Origin of the sequence: Primorskyibacter marinus, assembly GCF_003313245.1 — a bacterium.
Lineage (GTDB): Bacteria > Pseudomonadota > Alphaproteobacteria > Rhodobacterales > Rhodobacteraceae > Primorskyibacter > Primorskyibacter marinus.
Genome location: NZ_QJSD01000031.1, coordinates 1 through 20081, shown reverse-complemented (window position 1 = coordinate 20081; position 20081 = coordinate 1). Strand labels below are relative to the sequence as shown.

Below are 20081 nucleotides of genomic sequence, written 5' to 3'. Positions count from 1 at the left end.
CCCCCCGGGACACGACCCATAAGTCCGTATATGGAAAATAGTACCCAGCACCGTGCTGACCGCGTTCAGTTCAAAAAGTCCTGAACAACAGAGGGTTTCTTTGAAATTATCGCCAACAATACCTGCGCTGGCCCAGTCGGGATGCGTCGGCCATGCTCCCAGTTCAGCAAAGTGCCTTTGGCCACACCAATGCTGCGAGCAAATTCAGCCTGAGACAGGCCTGTCTTGGCGCGGATCTCAGCGACATTGATTTCTGGTACGGAAACTTCATGCACACGGGCGTCAGCCCCCTGCCCTTTCGAGAAAGCCTTCGCTTCTTCCAGGCCCTGCTTGATGCTTTCAAACGCGCTCATTGCTTTTCACTCCACATGCTGATGATCTCTTTGCTTAGTTCAACAGCGGCCGCCTGCTCTTTCGGAGACAAGTTTGCTTTTTCGTTTTTCGCAAAGACGGTGACGAGGAAGATTGGCATGTGCCGCCCCCCGAACACGTAAATCGTTCGAAAGCCTCCACTCTTACCGCCGCCCTCACGGGGGATGCGTAGCTTGCGTAGTCCGCCTCCAAGGGATGTCCCAGCTTCCGGGTTCTCTGCAATCCAAGCGACCGCCGCTTCGCGTTCGCTGTCCGACATGATAGATTTGGATCGGCGCTGAAACTCCGGCAACTCCACGATTGTCTGTAACTTCGTCATCGTTAACTATGCGTCAATGGCGCATATGTCAATGGCGCACATATCTTTGACCTGATCATGTCTTGCTCTTTCGATACGCTGCCAACATGTCGACCAAAACATCATTGAGCCGCCTACCCTCTTCGTCGCGGAGCTTGTTCAGTTCTTCCCTAAATTCAGCCGAAACATAAATGCGCCAGTATGTCATAACTTCGTTCAGAGGCGGCCGCCCCCTTCTCTGCGCCTGAACTGGCACGACAACTTCAGTTGAACGATCAAAGCCATGAGCCTTCCCAGCAGCCGCTACAGCGGTTGCATCAGCTTTAGGACGAGGCTTCTTTGGCTTGCTCTTCAGCCCGGATCCAATTTTGGGAGCCAAAGGCGGGTCCAAATCGTCATCATCGAGGTTCAGGAATTTCCCAGCCATTACTGTGACTCCAGTATATCTGCGAGCTCTTTGCCTAGTTGAGCCGTGTTTCTGATTGCACTTGCGACTGATTGGCTCTCTTGGAGCTCGAATAATGTGCGACCCTCCGCCATCACGCGTTCGAAAGGTGCGCGGCGCATGAGCTCGGTTTGCAACCGTTCAACTCCAGCCCCATCAAGCTCAGCCAATAGCTCTTTGTGGGATTTTGTCACGATTGCAGCGTCAGTTTGCGTGATAAGTATCCGCGCCGGCACCGTACGCCTCGCCGCCCGACCAGCATCGCGGATCATTTTAAGCGCTGCACCAGCTGCATCGCCATCCAAAGCGCTCGGCCGCATAGGGATAATGCAGAGATCTGACGCTGACGCAGCGTAGGACGCCATTAAACCGGCGACGCCTTCAAGATCCACGAAGACGAGGTCATTGGTCTCACCGGCGTCTTCCAATGTGTCCAGGATCGTACCGTCAGAAGGATCAGAAATGACTTTGAACGGTGGGGCTCCAAGGTTCTCTGATTGGCGCTTTCCTAGCCAAACCCGCGCAATGCTCTGTCTTGGGTCGGCGTCGACAACCGCGACGGACAGGTCCTCGTTGTTGGAGAATACGGACGCGAGGGTGAGTGTCGCGGTGGATTTTCCACAACCACCTTTGGGGGACAGAACGCTTACAATCATCTATTTTGCCTGTTGTTTTTGCCTTTATGTGACGTGAACTAAAATATGTCACGTTATTTTTTATACGAGGTATATTTTATAACGTGATATATAATACGGCATAAAATATGCTACGCATGACGCGCTGCCCACTTCTTGCAGAATCCGATGAAGGCGTTGTCGGCGTTTCTCGGTGGTTCCATCCCTTGCTCAAGCAGGCCGACAACCCACTCGCGCCACTCCATCTCAATCACATAGATATCCCACCCTGGCGCAACCAAACGCGCCGCCTCAAGGGTATCGGGCCGTAACTTTGTCGTATACCCAGCGCCTGGAACCACAGGCACTGAGGTACGATTGCGAAACGAAACCATGTCATCTTCCATGCTGACTGAATAATCTGGAAGGTGATCAAAATCGCAAAGTGCCCTTACGGCCAAACGGAAGTTCCGGATCGCGTCGCTTGACCCACATTTCTTCTGAAGCTTCTTCAGGCCTATCTGCCATGACTCTTTGGCCCCGCAATGCTTGCGAGCGATTTCATAGATCCGGCGTTCGATCGGCTTGCGAAGGCGGAAGTAGTCAGGATGAAGGGTTAGAACCTCATTCGCCTCGATAGCCTTGAACAACCACTCAGAGAGGCGCAGGCCCCATTCAGTGACGCGTCCATCGTGTCGTTTGCGTTTAATTTTTGCACCATCGATAAGGCCGAAAGCCTCCCACGTTTCATCACCACCTGTCTTGATGGTCGTGCGCAGACGTGTGCTATCAAGACGATCCAAAGAGTCCCGCAAGAGATCGTAGTCGTGCCCCCCAGTATGTCGGTTGCTAAATTCCAGGAAGTCTTGGGCCTGAAACAGGATTTCACGGGAATAGGGGCGACCTTCATTCCGAGCCGCCATGATCTGACTGATCGCAAAGATAAGAATATCCTTGTCATAGATATTCGCGATGCCCTTGGGCCCAGGCGTCACTTCAAGTACAACATCTCCATGCTCATAACGTTTCACCTCCCGGATTGGCTTCTTCGAGAGTGTGAAGATCGGATGTTCCATCGAAGCCATGTCACTTTTGATCACAGCATCAGCTACATCACAGATGAACAAATTTGCTTGTGGATGGCGTTCTGGAAGAAGGGGCTGTTGTTCTTTTTCCATAAAGCTACCTCTTCACATGCCATCGGGATATTAACTGCAGCAGCAGTCCTATCGGGATATTAACTGCAGGGCAAGATCTATCGGGATAACAGCTGCACTTTTTGGGATAACAGCTGCACTTTATCGGGATAATAGCTGCACTTACATTTTGCAGGTACCTGAATTCTTTAATCTAATTGACGTTTCATGAAACCGTAACACAGATTCTAACACATATATAACACACGAGACCTCCACACCTTCACGCCCCCTCACTTCCTGGCGAATCGCGATGCTTCCAAAGAACAAGCCCAGCATGAGCGCCACTCCACATGCCGTAGGAAGGACAAGAAGAGCCAGTGTGATTAGTTTCGCTCTTGAGGCGTGATGCGGCTCAGCGGCCCGCTCAAGAGCTCTGTGGTCCTTGTGACAGGGGAGGTGCCTTCCTTCGCTCACTTGTGGCTTTTACGCCGGATCTTCGGCAGGGCGGCGTTCAGAGCCTGCTCCGTCGCAAGGCGCAATTGCATCGACAGGTGGGCCTGCTTTTCACTGAGATCCTGAGCTCTTCTGCCAGCACATTGAACAGCCTGGTATTCTCGTCCATGTCGGCTTCGATCAACGCGTCCCGCCAGTCGATCACATCCAGAGCGGCAATGAAGACCACAGGCATGTTGTTGTCATGCGTGGCCATTGCCTTGCGAAACACCTTGCCTAACCGAAGAAAAGCCATATTGGAGCAGGAGAGTAAGGCACATACGAGCAGCAGCCCAGCCTTTGCTACCTTGGAAACATGGCGTGACCCGCGAATGTCAGGGCATCTTGGGCTGAGGTGGATAGACTTTCCCGGCGGTAGGCCGCTGATACCTTGAGGGGATAGGGGGGCCGTTCGACACCGATCCGGGTTAGTTGGCCACTCTCTAGTTCCTGCAGCACCGCAAGCTCGGGAACCAGCGCCAATCCCATACCGTTCACCGCAAGGCGGATCATCATGAAGAGGCTGTCGGAGTGCGTGAACCGGCGATGCCGGCCCGGGCCGTAGGCCGGTACGCGGGTGCTGTCGTGGATCGGAGATTCCCAGTTGTAGCCGATGATGGGGGAGCGGGAGAGCGCGCCATTGTCGAGCGTTGGGCCATACCTGCCGGGGGAGCCGACCCAGATCATCGCGAACTGACCTAGCGGGGCCAGCTTCAGCTCAGGGTGCGCCGTATCGGTCGAAAGAAAGCCGAGGTCTAGCTGCCCGGTCGCCAGGTGCTTCAGCAGCGTGGCACTCTGGTTCACTTCTACCTCCAGCCGCAGGGCCGGATGTCGCGCTTCCAGGTGGTCGACCAGTGCCATCAGCCAAGTGGCGGCAACCGGTCCGTTGGCGCCCAGCCGCAATCGTGCCGCACGGGACTCCGGGCCGTTTTGAAACGACAGGTCGTCGGTCAGGCGCAGCACCTGCCGTGCATAGTTCAGCAGCTCCTCGCCTTGAGGAGTCAGGCTCAGCCCTGCATCGCGCAACATCAATGGCACGCCCAGTTCCTCTTCCAGCCCTCGGATTCTGGCCGAGACGGTGGGTTGTGAGATGTTCAGCACCTCTGCCGCCTTGCGGAAGCTGCCAAGGCGATTGACCCAGTAGTAGGTGCGCAGGCTGTGGATCTGCATGGGCGCTCCGTTGTGATCGAAAAACTCTATCGGTTGGATTAGATAATTCAAGTGGACCCACGGCACACGTCTATTGCGTGATAGGGAAAACGTGTTGGAGATTCCATGACCTATTCCCTTGCCCCTATGCCCGCCATGATCGCCGCCGAGAGGTTGGAACGGCTGGCCCGGTTCGAGACCGTCCTGCTGGGGCATTTCCTCGACCGCGGGGTGATGGTGCCGGAGATCCGCCCCGTGGTGCCAGTGCCGCGGCTGGTGGGCACCGCGGTGACGCTCTGCCTGCCGGGCTTCGACTCCACCCTGTTGCATCATGCAGCCGGTCTGCTGCGGCCGGGGGATGTGCTGGTGATCGACCGGCGCGGAGACCGGCGGGCAGCCTGTCTCGGTGGTGGGGTGGCTCGGGCGATCCGCAATGCCGGGGCGGCCGGGGTGGTGATTGACGGCTGCCACACCGACACGCAGGAACTGGCAGAGCTTGGCCTGCCGGTCTTCAGTCGCGGACAGGCCGTGCTGACCACGCGGTTGACCGGTCAGGGGGGGGCGCTGAACCGTCCCGTCTCGGTCGGCGGCGTGCCGGTGCTGGCGGGCGACGCGATCCTTGCCGACGGGTTGGGGGTCGTCAGCCTGCATGCGGCGGACCTAGACCGGGCGCTGACGAAGGCCGAGGCACTGCAGGCGCTGACCGATCGCACGATCGCCGGCGTGGAAAAGGGCCGTCCCATCGGAGAACTCTCCGGTGCCAGCGAGATGGTCGCCGCCCAGGTCGAGGAGATCATCTGATGGGCGCGGCGGGGCCGCAGGTCGACCAGGTCTTCGCCGCTCTTGGGTCGGGGGTGCAGGGGCTGGTCTACGACTACTCCCCGCAACCCTTCAGCACCGACCCGGCTCGCTTTGTCCTGCCCGAGGTGATCGAGGCCCGCGGCAGTGCCGAGCAGCTGGTGGCGGATTGGTGTGGGCGTGCGCTCTACCGGGCCGATCCGGTGCAGGGGCGGGCGGCGCAGATACTGCAACCCTTCGCCTGGAGCTATCACGCCGGAGAGCCGTCACGGATTGCCGGCGACCTTGCGCAGCCCGAGGTCGGCGAGGTGCGTGAGCGGCTGCTCTCCTGGGGGTTGGGGCGCGGCATGACGGTGCCGCTGCATCTGCCCGCGCGCGGCTTCGCCACGCTGACGGCCTTTGTCGAGGCGGATGTGGGGGAGGCGGCACTGGCGCGATTTGCGCTGATGGCCTTCGGGTTGCAGGACCGGATCGGCACGCCCCCGGCACATGGTCCGCTGTCCCCGCGCGAGGCGGAGTGCCTGGGCCATACCGCCGAAGGACTGTCGGCCAAGCAGATCGCCCATGTGCTGTGTCGGTCCGAAAGCATGGTTGTGAAGCACCTGCAGGCGGCGGCGGTCAAGCTCGGGGCGCGCAACCGCTCTCACGCGGTTGCGCTGGCCACCCGTCAGGGCTGGATCACCTGAACTGCCCGGCTGGTTGCCTCGCGCAGCGGCATGTTCTCGGTCGACGATCAGCAGGAGAAGCCCGGCGGTGGCCAGGACCTCTGCCACGTCGGGGCGTCGAGGGACAGGAAGGCACCTGCCAGGGGCGTGCCGCTCAGCAGGGTGGAACGCAGGGATCTGTCGGAAGGGGCATCGCATCGTTCCGTTTTGGCAAAAGCCTATCGGCGGAGCGGGGGTAGGGCAGCCTGCAAGATCTTGCAGCTTACGCCGCGGGGGCGGGATTGCGCAGGATCATGGGAAGACGTGAAGGAGGGGCAGCATGCCGCAGGAGATGATCAGCGAAGAGGGCTATTGCCCCTTTCGGGGGCACCGGACCTGGTACCGCGTAACGGGCGATCTTCGCGCCGGGCCGCCGCCGCTGGTCGTGGTCCATGGCGGGCCGGGCTGCACCCATGACTATGTCGATGCCTACCGCGCCATTGCCGAAACGGGCTGCGCCGTGGTGCACTACGACCAGCTGGGCAACGGCCGCTCCAGCCATCTGCGCGAGGCAGGAGCGGATTTCTGGACGGTGGAGCTGTTCCTCGACGAACTCGATACGCTGCTGGATCATCTAGGTCTTCGCGACCGCTATTGCCTCTTGGGGCAAAGCTGGGGTGGGATGCTGGCGGCGGAACATGCGGTGCTGCAGCCTCCAGGCCTCAAGGGGCTGGTGATCGCCAATTCCCCCAGTTCCTTCCCGACCTGGGTGGAAGAGGCGCTGCGCCTGCGCCGGGATCTGCCCGGCGGCGTTCACGAGACACTTCTGACCCATGAGAAGGACGGCGATTTCAGCCACCCCGATTACCTTGCTGCAACGGAGGCCTTCTATCGCGCCCATGTCTGTCGCACCGATCCCTGGCCGGCCGAGGTCGTGGCCACCTTCGATGCGATCGAGGACGATCCGACCGTCTATCACACGATGAACGGCCCGACCGAGTTCCACGTCATCGGGACGCTCAAGGACTGGACCATCGAGGACCGCCTGCATCGGATCACCGCGCCGACCTTGGTGCTGACCGGGCGCTTCGACGAGGCGACGCCGCGCGCCGCAGAAGCCTATGCAGAGAGAATCCCGGGCGCGCAGTGGGTGATCCTTGGGCGGTCCAGCCATATGCCCCACGTGGAAGAACCCGCGCTTTGCATGCGCAGCGTCTCGAGCTTCCTCGACGAGGTCGCCGCATGATCCGTTTTGCCGCCATCCAGATGTGTTCGACAGCCGATGTCGCTGCCAACAACGCCGAGATCGAAAGGCTGGTGCGGAAGGCCGCCGCGCAGGGTGCGCAGGTCGTCAGCCTGCCGGAGGCCGCCAATCTGCTGCTGCGCGATCAGTTTGACTACCCCGCTACCTGTCGGACCGAGGCCGAGGACGGCACGCTGTCGCTGTGCCGCGCGCTGGCTGCGGAGCTGGGGATCTGGCTGCACACCGGGTCTCTTCTTCTGCGGCAAGATCAGGGGGACCGGATCCACAACCGGTCCCACATGATCGCCCCTGACGGCCGGATCACCGCACGCTACGACAAGCTGCACACCTTCGACGTGGCGCTAGGCGGAGGTGGGGATTTCATCGAAAGCCGCGTGGTCGCCCCCGGCGAGCGGGGCGCCATCACCTGCGAGGCCGCAGGGATGAGGCTGGGGCTGGCGATCTGTTACGATCTGCGGTTTCCCTATCTTTTCCAGGCATTGGCCAGCGCCGGAGCAGGGGTGCTGATGATCCCGGCGTCCTTCTCGCCCATCACCGGCCCTCTGCACTGGGAGCCGCTGCTGACGGCGCGTGCGATCGAAACTGGTTCCTACGTAGTGGCGGCGACGCAATGCGGCACCCGCGACGGGGTGACCACCTTCGGTCAGTCTCGGATCATTTCGCCCTGGGGCGAGGCGCTGGCGACCGCCGCGGATGACCCGGCGGTGATCCTGGCCGAGATCGACCCGGCCGAGGTTGCCGAGACCCGCCGGCGCCTGCCGGTGCTGGGCCAGACCCGTCGGCTTGACGGTGTGACGCATGAAGCCTGAATCGCGTGGTGCGGCGGGCGGCAACATCGCCCGGAGTTTGACAAGCCAAAAATTGGCACCAATCTAGGCGGCAAAAACACAGCTACTGTGCCGCACATCTGAAAATTTCTGCCTGAAAGCTCAAGAATGACACGTCCCGCCGCTTCCGATCCCCTGACGACACCTGATGCACGGCTGGACGGGTTGCCGGTCCGCGAGCTTCCGGGTGGCGGTTGGCGCTATGTGTTGCGAAAAGCCCGCCGTCCCGGTGCCCCTCTGCTGATTGCCGCCCACGGCAGCGACCGCGACCTGCGCGGTCTGCTGGACGGGCTGGACTTCGGGGAGGAGGTCAGTCTGCTGCTGCCCTACTTTCCCGAAAGCGTGGAGGGGGCCGATGTGGCGGATGACTACAAGTTCCTGCGCGGCGGCAGCGAAGACTACCTGGCGCTGATGGATACGATCCTGGACGACGCCCTGCGACACCTCGGACAGGTGCCCCGGGCGCTCTGGCTCTTCGGGTTCTCCGGAGGGGCGCAGTTCGCGCAGCGCTATGCGCTGGTGCGGGCCGGTCGCCTCGACGGGTTGATCCTGGCAGCCCCCGGCGGGGTCACCCTGCTGCGCGATGACGTGGCCTGGTGGCCGGGTCTCAAGGGTGCGGAGGCCGCCCTGGGCGAAGCGCTCGACCTTGCCGGGCTGGCGCGGCTGCCCACGGCCATCCTGATTGGTGCCGAGGATCGCGCGGCAGGGCTGGTTTCGCGCGCGCCGGGCACCCGCTTCGGCTCTGCGAATGCGGAACTGGCGGGGCTGTCGCGACAGGACAAGGCCCGCAGCCTGAGATCCGACCTGGCGGCCCATGGCACCCCGGTCACCTACACCGAACTTGCCGGCGTGGGGCACAAGCTTGCCCCCTGCGCCGGGGCCGCTGCGCAGATCCTGCGCGGCTGGCTGGACGAACCCCAAGACGCGAGCCAACCCCAGACAACCAATAGGAGTGACACATGACCCGTTACTGGATCGCCGGGGCTGCGGCCCTGCTGACCGCCGGCGCCGTTCAGGCGCAGGATGTCCCCGCCGGCTACCCCGCCGACTATGCGGAACTGATCGCCCAGGCCAGGACCGAAGGGGCGCTGCTGATCTACACCAACCTGTCGAGCACCAACCTCGACCCCGTGGTGGAGGCCTTCAATGAGGCCTATCCCGGGATCAAGGTGGAGTCGGTCGAGATGGGCCCGTCCGAGGCCTTCTCCCGCTACGAGGCGGAGATCGGCACCGGTGTCGACAGCGCCGACATGGTCATCGCCAATTCGATCCCTGACTGGAGCCGCGCGGTCGAGTCAGGCACCTTGGCCGATTATGTCTCGCCCGAGCAGGCCAACCTGCCGGCGTGGTCCTATCCAGAGCCCGGTCTCTACACCTTCTCGGCCGACCCGATGGTGACGATCTACAACAAGATCACCGTCCCCGAAGAGCTGCAGGTAAGCTCCATGCAGGACTACTTCGAGAATATCGTGGCCCACCCCGAGATCTTCGAGGGCAAGGTGGGCACCTATGACGGGCGCTATGCCTTCGGGGGCTCCGTCGGCTACGCCTTCGCCAGGTTTCACGGCGATGCGGCCTGGGACTGGTTCGCCTCCGCGGGTCCGCTGACGCGCCCGGGCGGCGGTGCAGGCGGGATGATCGAACGCACGCTGACCGGTGAGCTTTCGTCCTCCTTCTTCGTGTCCGGCCCGGTGGTCTTTGGCAAGCTCGATGACGGAATCGGCCAGGTATTGGGCTGGACCTTCCCTTCGGACGGGACGCCGGTCTTCCTGCGCGGCATGGGCATCACCGCCGAGGCACCGCACGGCGCCGCCGCCCGGGTCTTCCTGGATTTCGTCCTGTCGGAGGCCGGCCAGTACGGCGTGGCCGCCGGCAACCTGACCGCTTATCGCCCCGGGGTCACGCCGGAGGGCGAAAACGCCTTCTCGCTGGATCAGGTGCTTGCGGTGGTCGGCGGCCGGGAGAACCTGATCCTGATCGACTACGATCAAGAGATGGTCGCTGGCTTCGAGGCCTTCAACGCCCGTTGGGGCGACGCCTTCAAGATGTGACCTGAAGGGACCGGCGCACCGCTCCCCGTGCCGGTCCCGATCTGAAAGGAAATTTCCATGGCCCACCTGTCCCTGACCGGGTCCGATCCGGCGTCGAGCGCCGCGCCGCGCTATGACCGCGCCCGTCTGGCGCAGTGGCTGATCTTCGCGATCACGGCCGCGCTGATGCTGGCACCCGCGCTGCCGATCCTGCTGCAGGTCTTCGTCGACCGTCCGCTCTATTCCGATGGCTGGCAGTTCACCCTAGACAACATTGGCCAGCTGGTCCGGGATGAGCGGATCGGCCGCATCGCCCTGACCACCGGCCTCTTTGCGCTGTTCAGCGTGGTCATAGCCGAGGTGCTGGGCATTGCCGCCGCCCTGCTGATCGGGCGCACCGACATGCCGGGGCGCAAGATCATGGGTGATGTTCTGATGTGGCCGCTTTATCTGTCGCACCTGATCTTCGCCCTGGGGTGGGTGGTGATGTATGGCCCCTCTGGTTTCATCACGCAGTCGATTGCCCAGCAGGTGGGCGGCGGAATGCCGTGGAACCTCTATTCCATCGCGGGCATGTCCATCGTTGCCGGGGTGAGCCAGGCGCCGCTGGCCTATCTCTACTGCCTTTACGGCGCGGTGCGTTCGGTCGACTCGACGCTGGAAAGCGCGGCACGGACCGTCGGGGCAGGGCCCTTGCAGGTGCTGCGCAAGGTGACGCTGCCGCTGATGATCCCGTCGATCATCACCTCCACGGCGCTGAATCTGGTGATCGCGGTGGAAACCCTGTCGATCCCGCTGTTCCTGGCGCGCCCGGCCCGTATAGACACCCTCTCGACCTTCCTTTACGGCGAGGGTATCGCCGCCTCGAATCCGAACCACGGGCTGGTCGCGGCCTCGTCACTGCTGCTGATGGCGCTGGTCGGCTCGACCCTGATCGTGCAGCGCCTTCTGCTGCGCCAAGGTCACCGCTACGAGACGGTGAAGGGCAAGGGCACGCGCCCGATGACGCTCAACCTTGGCCGGTTGCGCTGGCCGCTGGCGGCAGTCTTCGCCGTGCTCTTGCTGGCCACGGTGGTGGTGCCGGTGGCGGGGATCATCCTGCGCGCCTTCACCTCCTTCCTGTCGCCGCTGGTGCCAGTGACCCAGGTCCTGACCCTCAGCAACTTCGCCAAGCTCTTCGCGGATGAGGCAAACGTTCGGGCGATCTGGAACACGGTCGAAATCTCGCTGCTCTCGGCAAGCCTTGGCACCTTGATGGCGGTGGCTGTCGCACTGGTGATCCAGCGCTCCGACTTTCGCTGGTCCGGCACGCTGGAGGCGCTGGCCTATTCGCCGCGTATCGTTCCGGGTATGATCACCGGCCTCGGGGTCTTCTACGCCGCCGTCATCCTGCCACCCATGGGATGGCTGCGGGGCAACATCGGTATCATCGTCGTGGCCTATGTGATGGCGACCCTGCCGCTGGCTCTCGGCGTCATCCAGCCCGCCATCGTGCAGATTGGCCGCGACCTAGACAAGGCCGCCCGGACCGTCGGTGCCGATTGGGTGGGTGCCATGCGGATCGTACTGCTGCCGCTTCTTAAGCCGGCGCTGCTGGGCAGCTTCATCCTGCTTTTCGTCTTCCACCTGAAGTCCTACATCATCGCCATCTTCCTGATGGCTCCGGGGCTCGAGGTCATGGGCGTGTCGATGCTGTCACTCTGGACCAACGGCGACGTGGGGCCGCTGGCCGCCTTCGCCTCTTTCCAAATCGTTCTGATCGCCGTGCTTCTGATCCTCGCCCGCGTCCTCTTCAAGGTTAAGATTTATGACTGAACTCGTTCTTTCCGACCTCTCGCGCCGCTATGGTTCGGCGCTCGCCATAGACGGCATCAATCTGACTGTGCAGGAGGGCGAGTTCCTGACCCTTCTCGGGCCCTCGGGCTGTGGCAAGTCCACGACGCTGGCCTCCATTGCCGGGCTCGACAAACCCACGGGCGGGCGCATCACCTTCGGCAGCTGCGTGCTGGCAGATGCCGCCACCGGCACCTACCTGCCGCCCGAGGCGCGGGGGTTCGGCGTGGTGTTCCAGAGCTATGCACTCTGGCCCCACCTGTCGGTGGAGGACAATGTCGGCATGGCGCTGAGGCTGCGCAAGGTCCCGGCGGCGGAGCGGGCCAGGCGCGTCTCCGAGGCGCTGGAGCTGGTGGAGCTGGGGCCCTTTGCCAAACGCTACCCCGGCGAGCTGTCGGGTGGCCAGCAGCAGCGCGTGGCGCTGGCCCGCGCCATCGTCTTCCGCCCGCCGCTGCTGCTCCTGGACGAGCCGCTGTCGAATCTGGACGCGCAGCTGCGCCAGCAGGCGAGGGTGTGGCTGAAGGACATTCAGCGAGAATTGGGGCTGACGACGATCTATGTCACCCACGACCAGGACGAGGCGCTCGCCATGTCCGACCGCATCGTCGTGATGCGTGGCGGCAAGGTGGTGCAGCTGGGCACCCCGCAGGAGATCTGGAGCGCGCCGTGCCATCCCTTCGCGGCCAGTTTCATCGGCAGCGCCAACCTCCTTCAGGTATCTGGCGCGGCCGTCCCCCAAGCCGGCCCCTGCGAGGTCACGCTGAGCGATGGCCAGGTGATCCGGGCCCATACGCCGGATGCCCGGCTTGCGGCGGGTGCGCAGCTGCTGGCGGTGCGCCCTCATCTGGTCAGTTGCGAGCCGCGCGAAAATGCGTCTGAACTCAGGGTGGAGTTCGGGGCCGAGAGCTACCTGGGCGATCATTTCGTGCAGGAGGCCCACGTGGCCGGCACGGCGATCCGGCTGAGCGTCGAGAGGCCGCAGCCGCGCGGGGCCGGGCGCATCTGGATCCGACAGCAGGATGCGGTGGTCTTCGCCGCGGATCAGTGAGGGCAGGGGCGTGAGCAAATCAAACACCATTGTCGCCGCGGACGTGACCGAGCGGCTGCGCAGCGACATCGTGCTGGGTGCGCTGCGCCCGGGGGAATGGCTGCGCCAGATCGATCTTCAGGACCGATACCGGTGTACGCGCGCTTCGGCGCGGTCCGCCCTGGCGACGCTGGCGGCAGGGCAGATGGTGGAACATGTCCCAAACCGCGGTTTCCGCGTTGTTCAGCCCTCGGCCGAGGTGCGCGCGCAGATCACCGAGGTACGGCTGATGCTGGAGCTTCCGGCCGCGGAGGCGATCGTTGCGTCTGCCACGGCACAGGACGTTGCCCGCATCCGGGCGGCGGCGGAGGCCTTCGAGATGGGCGTTGACGTGCTGCCCTATCCGAAGATGTGCGCCCTCAACCACGCCTTCCACCGCGCGCTGGTCACGCCGCTGGTTAACGGCCTGCTGGCCGATACGATCAACGACCTGCGCGAACGGGATCTTCCGGGTGACTGGTCTAGCTGGTCCGTCGGCACCAATGTGCGCCGGTCGAGCCAGGATCATCTCGATATGGCCAAAGCGGTCGCGACACGGGATGCGGATGCGCTCCGGGACGTGACCCGGCGACATCTGACCCGTTGGCAGGACCCTTCATAATGGCGGGTCTGTACGGGTCAGGGTAGCGAAGCGCTGGGGCAGACGAACTGCTCTGCCGTCGCCAGGCTCGGATACCGCCCATTTCGCCCAAGCGATGATCTGGGAAGAATATTCGTGGCCTGTCGACCCCGCCGAGGTAGAAAATGGCAATGACGGTGCCGTCATGATCATGGCCCCGCGCACCGCTCCGTTAGATGGTCCGATGTTCCCGAACAAGACCGGTTCGACCAACGGCTTTGACACCTACGTCGCCATGATGCCGTCCGAGGAGATCAGCGTGCCTGGCTCGCCTTGCTTCAGAATGAAGGCTTTCTGGGCCTCCGTGAACTTCGATGCTTTCATACGATTCCGCTCCTCTCCCAGCCAGCAAAACTTAGCGGAAAACTCCAGCTTCAAACGATCCAGTTTTCAGGGGGCAGAGCAGGGGGCGTGTGCCCCGTTCTGTGGGTCGATTCGCGGTCCGGAAAGGACCGCGAAGATGAAGGAAGCGGCCACCCGCCCTTTCTCAGGGCCCCAGGAAGAGGTCAGGTAGGAATGTCACAGTCTGAGGCACATACGTCAGAAGAAGCAACACGACAAACAGCGGAACCAGCATGGGCAATATAGCCAGCGTTACCTGTTCAAAGCGCACGCGTCCGACTTCGGAGACAATGTACAATCCGATACCCATCGGCGGTGTTGCGATGCCGATCAGCAATCCGAGCTGGACGATGATGCCAAAATGTACCCGATCAATGCCATAGGCATCAATCAACGGAAGAAGGGTGGGCACCAGAATGAGCATGGCAGGCACTCCCTCGACGACACATCCGACCATGATGATGAACAACAGCAGAAGGCCGAGAAAGACCGCCTTGTTCTCGGTCAGCGAAAAGACCACATCAGCCAGCTTCTGCGGTGTCTGATCGATGGCTAGCAACCAGCCCATCGCGATGGAGAAAGAGATGATAATCATGATGACCGCTGTCATCATCGCGGTATCTGAAAGCGCTTCAAAGAAGCTTCGGACCGTCAGCTCTCGGTACCAGATCCCTATCGCAATGCAGTAGAGGCAGGCCAGCACACCCGCTTCCGTTGCGGTGACGAAGCCAAACATGATCGATCCAAGAATGATGGCCGGCGCGATCAGCGCCAGGATGCCATGCTTCGCGGTACCCGTGACTTCACATAGGGGCGCACGAGGCTGGGTCGGGAACTCCCGGAATTGCGCCACAACGCGGACGTAGATCATCAGGGAAAGCCCAACGAGAACTCCCGGGATCAAACCTGCCAGGAACATTCGTTCGACGGATTGCTGCGCCAAAAATGCGTACAGAACAAGACCTATGGATGGTGGAATTAGTGGCCCGACAACCGACGAAGCAACGGTAATCGCGGCGGCAAAGTCGGGTTTGTATCCCCTTTCGCGCATCGCCTTGATTTCGATCGCGCCCAGGCCGGCACAATCAGCAACCGCTGCACCCGAGATGCCGGCGAAGATCATTGAAGACAGGATATTAACCTGTGCTAGCCCCGCCTTCATGTGGCCGACGACGGCGTTCGCGAAGTTGAAGATACGCTCGGTGACGCCTGCGGCATTCATCAGGTTGCCGGCCATGATGAAGAAGGGCACGGCGGTCAGCGACGCCTTGTTCACGCCTTCCAGCATCTGCTGCGGGATGATTTGGAGAGCGTGCGAAAACTCAGAGGTGAGGAACGTCAGCAGCGTGGCCGTACCGATGGCGATCGAGATCGGAACGCGCAACAAGATCAGTGTGAGGAAAGTTCCGAACAGTATCCATGCCATGTCTCAGAGTTCCAGATGAGAGGGGGCAGTGTTCTCGGGCAGACCAACCGACATCTTGGCGAGATCAATCAGGGCAGTGATCGCAACAAGAGCAGTCGACAAGAACAGCGGGAGGGACAAGAAGAGGCGCGGGACCTCTCCGCCTGACGGCAGGACGGCACCGTCGTGCACCCCAGTGGAGGTGGCTAGCACCGTTGGTACCTGCATAAGCAGAAGAGCCGCCAGGAAGAGCGCCGCAAGATCGGCAACGATGCGGGTCACGGCCATGCCCACAGGCCCGAGTCTCTGCGCAATGAAATCTATTCGGATATCCTTGAGCCGCGCGTAAAGGGCGAAGAACCCGAAGAAACTGAGCCAGATGAAAAAGACCATTGTCCAGGGCCACATCCAGTAGATAGCCAGACCGAAAGGGCGCAGCATGATTGTGGCCGTGGTCAGACACAGCATCGCAAGCAAACACAGGTTTGCCGCCCACAGAAACGCACCAGCCAGCGACCAGTTCAGCTGATCAAGATGTTGGAGAACCTGCCGAAGCAGGCTCTCCGTGGATTGTGTATGCTGTCTCACTGTGAGCCGGCTCGGGTCGCTTCGATGGCATCCAGCATGCCCGCTGGGAGTTTCCCGGCGGCTTCTTGTTCCTCGTAGTACCTTGCCATGGTCTCGATCAGGGGCGACGTGTCCAGAATCGAGTAGGTTGCCCCTTCCTCTTGCATCCGTGCAATGCTCTGCTTCGCGACCTCGAACATCAGTTCGCGCGAGTAGGCACCCGCCTCCTCATAGGCCTTGAGCAGCCCGGCGCGCGTCTCCTCGTCCAGGGCGTCGATGGCTTGGGCATTCACCATAAAGCCGATCGATTGCCAGAACTCGTCAATCCGGGTGATGTATGGCGCGACTTCGTTGAAGCGCATCGCTTCGACCAAGGCGATCGGGGAGTTGAGCCCCTGAACAATCCCCTTGGAAATGGACTGATAGACCTCAGTCCAGGGCAGTGTGATCACCTCCGCCCCGAGCGCCGTCCATGTGGCGATGGCACGAGTGCTTTCGTGCATGCGGAGCTTTAGCCCTTGGTAATCTGCTGCTGAATTGATCGGGACGTTGGATACCGTAACTAGGAAGGGGCCGCGCAGAATGCGTGTCGGATCACCAAGCATGGCGACCCCAGACTGATCCGCGGCATTGTCGAACCAGCCTTTTACGAGATCCGTTTGCATGAAGCGGACCCAGTGATCGTAGTCGTCAAAGACAAATGACGGTGCGGTCCAGTCCAGCGCTGGCTCCCATTTCTTCATGTAGCCGTAGCTCTCGGCGTACAGCTGAATGATATTTGCCTGCAACTGTTCGAGAACAGCGTCCTCCTTGCCGAGTTGCTCGTTCGGGAAGACGGTGATTGTCAATGCGCCGTCGGTGTAATCCTCGGTCAGCTCTGCAAACCTCTCGAACACCCGACCTTCTGGGCTGTCCACCGGCATTTTGGTCGCCATGCGCCAGGTCGTGTCTGCGCTCGCTGCGCCAGACACGACCAGTGTCAGTGCAGCGCAGAAGATGTAGCCTGCTTTCTTGATCATGAGATTATCCTCGCTTGCTGGAAAATGGCCGGTATTCTGGCCGCTTGGCAGGACAGGGTCGGCCTCTGAGAAGGTACGTCCTGCCATTATTTTTCACGCAACAACCGCACCGCAGGGGGCTGCGTTCCGCGGGGCAACTAGAGGCTGGCACCGCGCCAGGCGAAAACCTGAGCGTTGCCAGAAAACGATTCAGGCACGCCATCACCGAAGGATCTACGCAGCGCTTGCAGCTCCTGCGTCCCTAATGTGACGATCTTGAAATTCATGCCTTTCGCTCCCCTGCACCTGATGGAAGCGTGGCATGGAATATCGCTTCGCTGAACCTGCAAGATCTTGCAACTAAGCTTCAAGTAGCACAGGGAGCAGTCTTGCGCGGCATTGCTTAATACCATCTACGGGGTCAAAAATTGCACGCCTGTTCTCACCTGGGCGTCTTGCGGATCGTTTTTGTCCCAGCTGTAGTGCAGGGCCCCGCGCGTCCGCGCCAGCCCGACGGAGGACACGAGCTTCAATTCGAACCCGGCCTGGCCGAGATGATGCGCCAGCGGCCAGTGATAGTTGCCGGTCGCTTCGAACCCGATCCGAACTCGCAGGTCGTAGCTGACGAGTGCCGCAGACAGGCGTTGGAAGTCCTCCAACGTGTTCATGATCGTCATGCGGTGACGCCGCTTCTTGCCCGGAACTCCGATCAACACCTCGTGGCGGTGCTTGGAAATGTCGATGGCGACCAACAAGCTCGAAAGGGTAGCATAGGTAGCGGTCAATCCCAATGCCTGCAAGTATTCCAACCTGTCCAGAAGCCGGGATGCACCTGCCGAGTTGCCGCCCACCTCAAACTGCCGCAGCCAAACGAACCGGCTGACAATGTCCTCGACCATTTCCGCCAGCAATCCGTTCAGCCGCTCTCTCATCTCATTGCTGAGCCGATCTATGATCCGGCCTTCAATCCGACGTTCGGCTGCGACAACCCGGGACTATTCGGCAAGCGAGCGATCCCGCGCGCGGGCGAACCTCGGAAGGCAGACCAGCCCCACGATGAAAATCGTGGCCAAGAGCAGAACCGCGCTGACTGGACGGGTCAGGAATACCGTCAGATCGCCCCGTGCCAACGCCATTGTGCGCGCGAAATAGGTCTCGAGCATCGGACCCAGGATCATGCCGATCAGCAGTGGGGCCGGCTCACCCCCGCAGCGCGTCAGAACCGTGCCAAGCAACGCGAAGCCGCACATGATCAGGATGTCGAATTCGTTGTTGTTTATCGCGAAAACGCCAACACAGCACAGCAAGAGAATGGAAGGGTAGAGAAGGTTGTAAGGCACGCTGATAATCCGTGCCCAGATCCCGACCAGCGGCAGATTCAGCACGAGGAGAAGCGCGTTTCCGATCCACATGGAGGCGATCAGACCCCAGAAAAGCTCGGGCTGCTTCTCAACCATGGGCGGGCCGGGCTGGATGCCTTGCATCAGCAAGGCGCCGATCATCATCGCCATCATCGCGTTGGACGGAATGCCAAGTGCCAACATCGGAATGAAGGAAGTCTGAGCAGCTGCGTTGTTTGCGGCTTCCGGCGCTGCGACGCCTTCAATGGCGCCTTGGGTCCGTCGGCATAAAGGAACGTTTGGTCCCACAGGGATCTCTGTAAGCGGTTAATTCGTTGTGATTTTTCCTGTTTTATCTCCCCCTGATCTGGAGGGTGTGTCAGGCGGCTGATTTCAGGGGGAGGATTCCGAGCGCGTCGCGGAGTTTATCATCAGAGAAGTCGTATTCGCCGAGCATGTTGATGTGTGCCCAGGCCATTGGGGCGTGTGCGGCGATCGTGCGACGCAGGTTTTCTTTGGTTTCCTCATCCGGGGCCCTTTCGAGTTGGTGGGCGAGGTAGAGGTAGTTCCAACAGATGATGCTGTTTTTGATGAGGCGGTTGCAGGCCTCGGCGATCTCCTGTTCCTCTTTTTCGGCTTGGGTGAACTCGCGGGGATTGCCAACGGCGACAGCGCGGGTGAAGCGGTTGGCGAGTTCGACCTTGTTGAGCTGACGTTCGATGGCCTGCCGCAGGCTCAGGTCATCGACATAGCGCAGGATGAACAGCGATTTGATGATCTGCCCGAAGGCTTTCAGAGTCTGATAGAGCGCGTGCTGCCGGGAATAGGAATTGAGCCGCCGGAAGATGTCGGACGCGGTGTTTTCCTTGAGCTTGATGGTGGCGACCAGACGTAACAGAGCATCCCAGTTTTCGCGGATCAGGGTCTCATTGATGGTTTTGTCCGGCGCGATGATCCAATCATGATCCCTTGGGCGGTCCGGCTTGAAGATGTAGAGGGTCTGTTTTCCAATGCCTTTGATCCGTGGGGCGAAGGAAAAGCCCAGCAGGTGCGTCATCCCGAAGATGGCTTCGGTGTAGCCGTGGCTGTCGGTGGAATGGATGTCACTTTTGACGACGTCATTGCACATGAGGCCATCGATTACGAACGCGCTTTCCCGATCAGCAGCGCTGATCATAAGGGAATGCCAGAGGATGTGGCGTTCATCAACGAATGTGTAGGCGCTGACGCCTTGTCCCTGGCCAAAATACTTGAACGAACGGCTGGCAGCGAGGCTTTCGCCGCGAACCTCGAACTTTTGCCCATCACTGGCGGTGTGCAGCTTGTCCGCCTTGTTCCGATAGATATTGGGCAGGTCCATCTCATCCATAGCTTTGACCACAGCGTCGTTCGCGGCGCGGATATTGTCGAGAGAAAACCGCCAATTAACGATGTGTTCCAGTTCGCCCTCGGTCACGCGAGACGAGATCCTTGCCATTTTGCGCACGCCGATTCCACATCCAAGGCCCATGATCCCAGCCAGGAGTGCGGGGCGGGAGACCGCCTGACGAATGTGGGTCTGCTGCCAGTGTTCGAAAGCGCCGAGCATCGCGCAGTGATTATTGATCGTCTCAAGCACCTGTGCCAGCGGTACATCGTGCCGTTGAGGAAACAGTTCATTGGTTGGGCTGGAACCATCCGCCCCGGCTGCCGGGGTAGCGATGTGGAAGGTGCCATCGGCACGTACCTTCAGATGTGGATTGGCAGCAGCATTGGCGTTCGTGCGCTGATATTGTTGTGTCAGCGCCTTCCGGAGGGGTGCCAGAATAGGTTGTGGGT

General features: G+C 61.1%; 22 protein-coding genes and 2 pseudogenes. 9 read left to right on the top strand and 15 right to left on the bottom strand.

Going from position 1 to position 20081, the window contains the following annotated elements; all coding sequences use genetic code 11:
* Positions 1 to 65: 65 nt before the first annotated feature.
* From DMZ65_RS18400 to DMZ65_RS18370, 7 genes are all read right to left on the bottom strand, one after another.
* On the bottom strand, positions 66 to 353 hold the full coding sequence (locus tag DMZ65_RS18400; protein WP_116600200.1) for a helix-turn-helix domain-containing protein: 288 nt from the start codon (positions 351 to 353) through the stop codon (positions 66 to 68).
* Positions 350 to 691, bottom strand: a complete 342-nt coding sequence (locus DMZ65_RS18395; RefSeq protein ID WP_116600199.1) for a type II toxin-antitoxin system RelE/ParE family toxin — start codon at positions 689 to 691, stop codon at positions 350 to 352. The genes DMZ65_RS18400 and DMZ65_RS18395 overlap by 4 nt, the downstream gene beginning before the upstream one ends.
* A 55-nt stretch (positions 692 to 746) precedes the next feature.
* A complete protein-coding gene (locus tag DMZ65_RS18390) occupies positions 747 to 1097 on the bottom strand; it encodes a hypothetical protein (protein ID WP_116600198.1) in 351 nt (116 codons plus the stop codon).
* Complete coding sequence (locus DMZ65_RS18385; RefSeq protein ID WP_116600197.1) at positions 1097 to 1771, bottom strand: ParA family protein; 675 nt, start codon at positions 1769 to 1771, stop codon at positions 1097 to 1099. The genes DMZ65_RS18390 and DMZ65_RS18385 overlap by 1 nt, the downstream gene beginning before the upstream one ends.
* A 110-nt stretch (positions 1772 to 1881) precedes the next feature.
* On the bottom strand, positions 1882 to 2907 hold the full coding sequence (locus DMZ65_RS18380; RefSeq protein WP_116600196.1) for a replication initiator protein A: 1026 nt from the start codon (positions 2905 to 2907) through the stop codon (positions 1882 to 1884).
* 472 nt (positions 2908 to 3379) lie between these two features.
* The gene (locus DMZ65_RS18375; RefSeq protein ID WP_157960684.1) at positions 3380 to 3577 is read right to left on the bottom strand and encodes a hypothetical protein; all 198 of its coding nucleotides are present in this window, start codon (positions 3575 to 3577) and stop codon (positions 3380 to 3382) included.
* An 86-nt stretch (positions 3578 to 3663) separates the two neighbouring features.
* Complete coding sequence (locus DMZ65_RS18370) at positions 3664 to 4530, bottom strand: LysR family transcriptional regulator (protein WP_116600194.1); 867 nt, start codon at positions 4528 to 4530, stop codon at positions 3664 to 3666.
* 105 nt (positions 4531 to 4635) lie between these two features.
* On the opposite strand from DMZ65_RS18370, the gene DMZ65_RS18365 reads away from it, so the two are divergent.
* The 9 genes from DMZ65_RS18365 (at position 4636) to DMZ65_RS18325 (ending at position 13593) form a co-directional block, all read left to right on the top strand.
* Positions 4636 to 5310, top strand: a complete 675-nt coding sequence (locus DMZ65_RS18365; RefSeq protein WP_116600193.1) for an RraA family protein — start codon at positions 4636 to 4638, stop codon at positions 5308 to 5310.
* Positions 5310 to 5993, top strand: coding sequence for a helix-turn-helix transcriptional regulator (locus DMZ65_RS18360; RefSeq protein ID WP_116600192.1), 684 nt, complete (start codon positions 5310 to 5312; stop codon positions 5991 to 5993). Before DMZ65_RS18365 ends, DMZ65_RS18360 begins: the two co-directional genes overlap by 1 nt.
* Before the next feature lie 298 nt (positions 5994 to 6291).
* Entirely contained in the window at positions 6292 to 7197 is a 906-nt protein-coding gene (locus DMZ65_RS18355; protein ID WP_116600191.1) for a proline iminopeptidase-family hydrolase, read from the top strand.
* Positions 7194 to 8024 (top strand): carbon-nitrogen hydrolase family protein, encoded by an 831-nt coding sequence (locus DMZ65_RS18350; RefSeq protein ID WP_116600190.1) that lies wholly within the window; start codon positions 7194 to 7196, stop codon positions 8022 to 8024. The genes DMZ65_RS18355 and DMZ65_RS18350 overlap by 4 nt, the downstream gene beginning before the upstream one ends.
* A gap of 126 nt (positions 8025 to 8150) precedes the next feature.
* Positions 8151 to 9005, top strand: coding sequence for an alpha/beta hydrolase (locus tag DMZ65_RS18345; protein ID WP_116600189.1), 855 nt, complete (start codon positions 8151 to 8153; stop codon positions 9003 to 9005).
* Positions 9002 to 10093 (top strand): ABC transporter substrate-binding protein, encoded by a 1092-nt coding sequence (locus DMZ65_RS18340; protein ID WP_116600188.1) that lies wholly within the window; start codon positions 9002 to 9004, stop codon positions 10091 to 10093. Before DMZ65_RS18345 ends, DMZ65_RS18340 begins: the two co-directional genes overlap by 4 nt.
* A gap of 57 nt (positions 10094 to 10150) precedes the next feature.
* Positions 10151 to 11887: an ABC transporter permease gene (locus tag DMZ65_RS18335; protein ID WP_116600187.1), complete on the top strand. Its 1737-nt coding sequence runs from the start codon at positions 10151 to 10153 to the stop codon at positions 11885 to 11887.
* On the top strand, positions 11880 to 12953 hold the full coding sequence (locus DMZ65_RS18330; RefSeq protein WP_116600186.1) for an ABC transporter ATP-binding protein: 1074 nt from the start codon (positions 11880 to 11882) through the stop codon (positions 12951 to 12953). Before DMZ65_RS18335 ends, DMZ65_RS18330 begins: the two co-directional genes overlap by 8 nt.
* Positions 12954 to 12963: 10 nt before the next feature.
* Positions 12964 to 13593: a GntR family transcriptional regulator gene (locus tag DMZ65_RS18325; RefSeq protein WP_232825062.1), complete on the top strand. Its 630-nt coding sequence runs from the start codon at positions 12964 to 12966 to the stop codon at positions 13591 to 13593.
* 505 nt (positions 13594 to 14098) lie between these two features.
* On the opposite strand, the gene DMZ65_RS18315 is transcribed toward DMZ65_RS18325, so the two are convergent.
* The 8 genes and pseudogenes from DMZ65_RS18315 to DMZ65_RS18285 form a co-directional block, all read right to left on the bottom strand.
* On the bottom strand, positions 14099 to 15379 hold the full coding sequence (locus DMZ65_RS18315; RefSeq protein WP_116600183.1) for a TRAP transporter large permease: 1281 nt from the start codon (positions 15377 to 15379) through the stop codon (positions 14099 to 14101).
* Between the two features lie 3 nt (positions 15380 to 15382).
* Entirely contained in the window at positions 15383 to 15826 is a 444-nt protein-coding gene (locus tag DMZ65_RS18310; protein WP_269801574.1) for a TRAP transporter small permease subunit, read from the bottom strand.
* Positions 15827 to 15942: 116 nt separating this feature from the next.
* Positions 15943 to 16944 (bottom strand): TRAP transporter substrate-binding protein, encoded by a 1002-nt coding sequence (locus DMZ65_RS18305; protein ID WP_116600182.1) that lies wholly within the window; start codon positions 16942 to 16944, stop codon positions 15943 to 15945.
* 137 nt (positions 16945 to 17081) lie between these two features.
* Positions 17082 to 17210 (bottom strand): hypothetical protein, encoded by a 129-nt coding sequence (locus DMZ65_RS20070; protein WP_269801573.1) that lies wholly within the window; start codon positions 17208 to 17210, stop codon positions 17082 to 17084.
* 156 nt (positions 17211 to 17366) lie between these two features.
* A pseudogene (locus DMZ65_RS18295) lies at positions 17367 to 17708 on the bottom strand (IS110 family transposase); the annotation flags it as partial.
* Positions 17709 to 17912, bottom strand: a pseudogene (locus DMZ65_RS19950) (hypothetical protein); the annotation flags it as partial. It lies immediately after the preceding pseudogene.
* Positions 17913 to 17918: 6 nt separating this feature from the next.
* A complete protein-coding gene (locus tag DMZ65_RS18290) occupies positions 17919 to 18572 on the bottom strand; it encodes a tripartite tricarboxylate transporter permease (RefSeq protein ID WP_198662738.1) in 654 nt (217 codons plus the stop codon).
* A gap of 70 nt (positions 18573 to 18642) precedes the next feature.
* Positions 18643 to 20081, bottom strand: a 1439-nt coding sequence (locus tag DMZ65_RS18285; RefSeq protein WP_157960648.1) for a Tn3 family transposase, incomplete at its 5' end; no start/stop codon positions are given.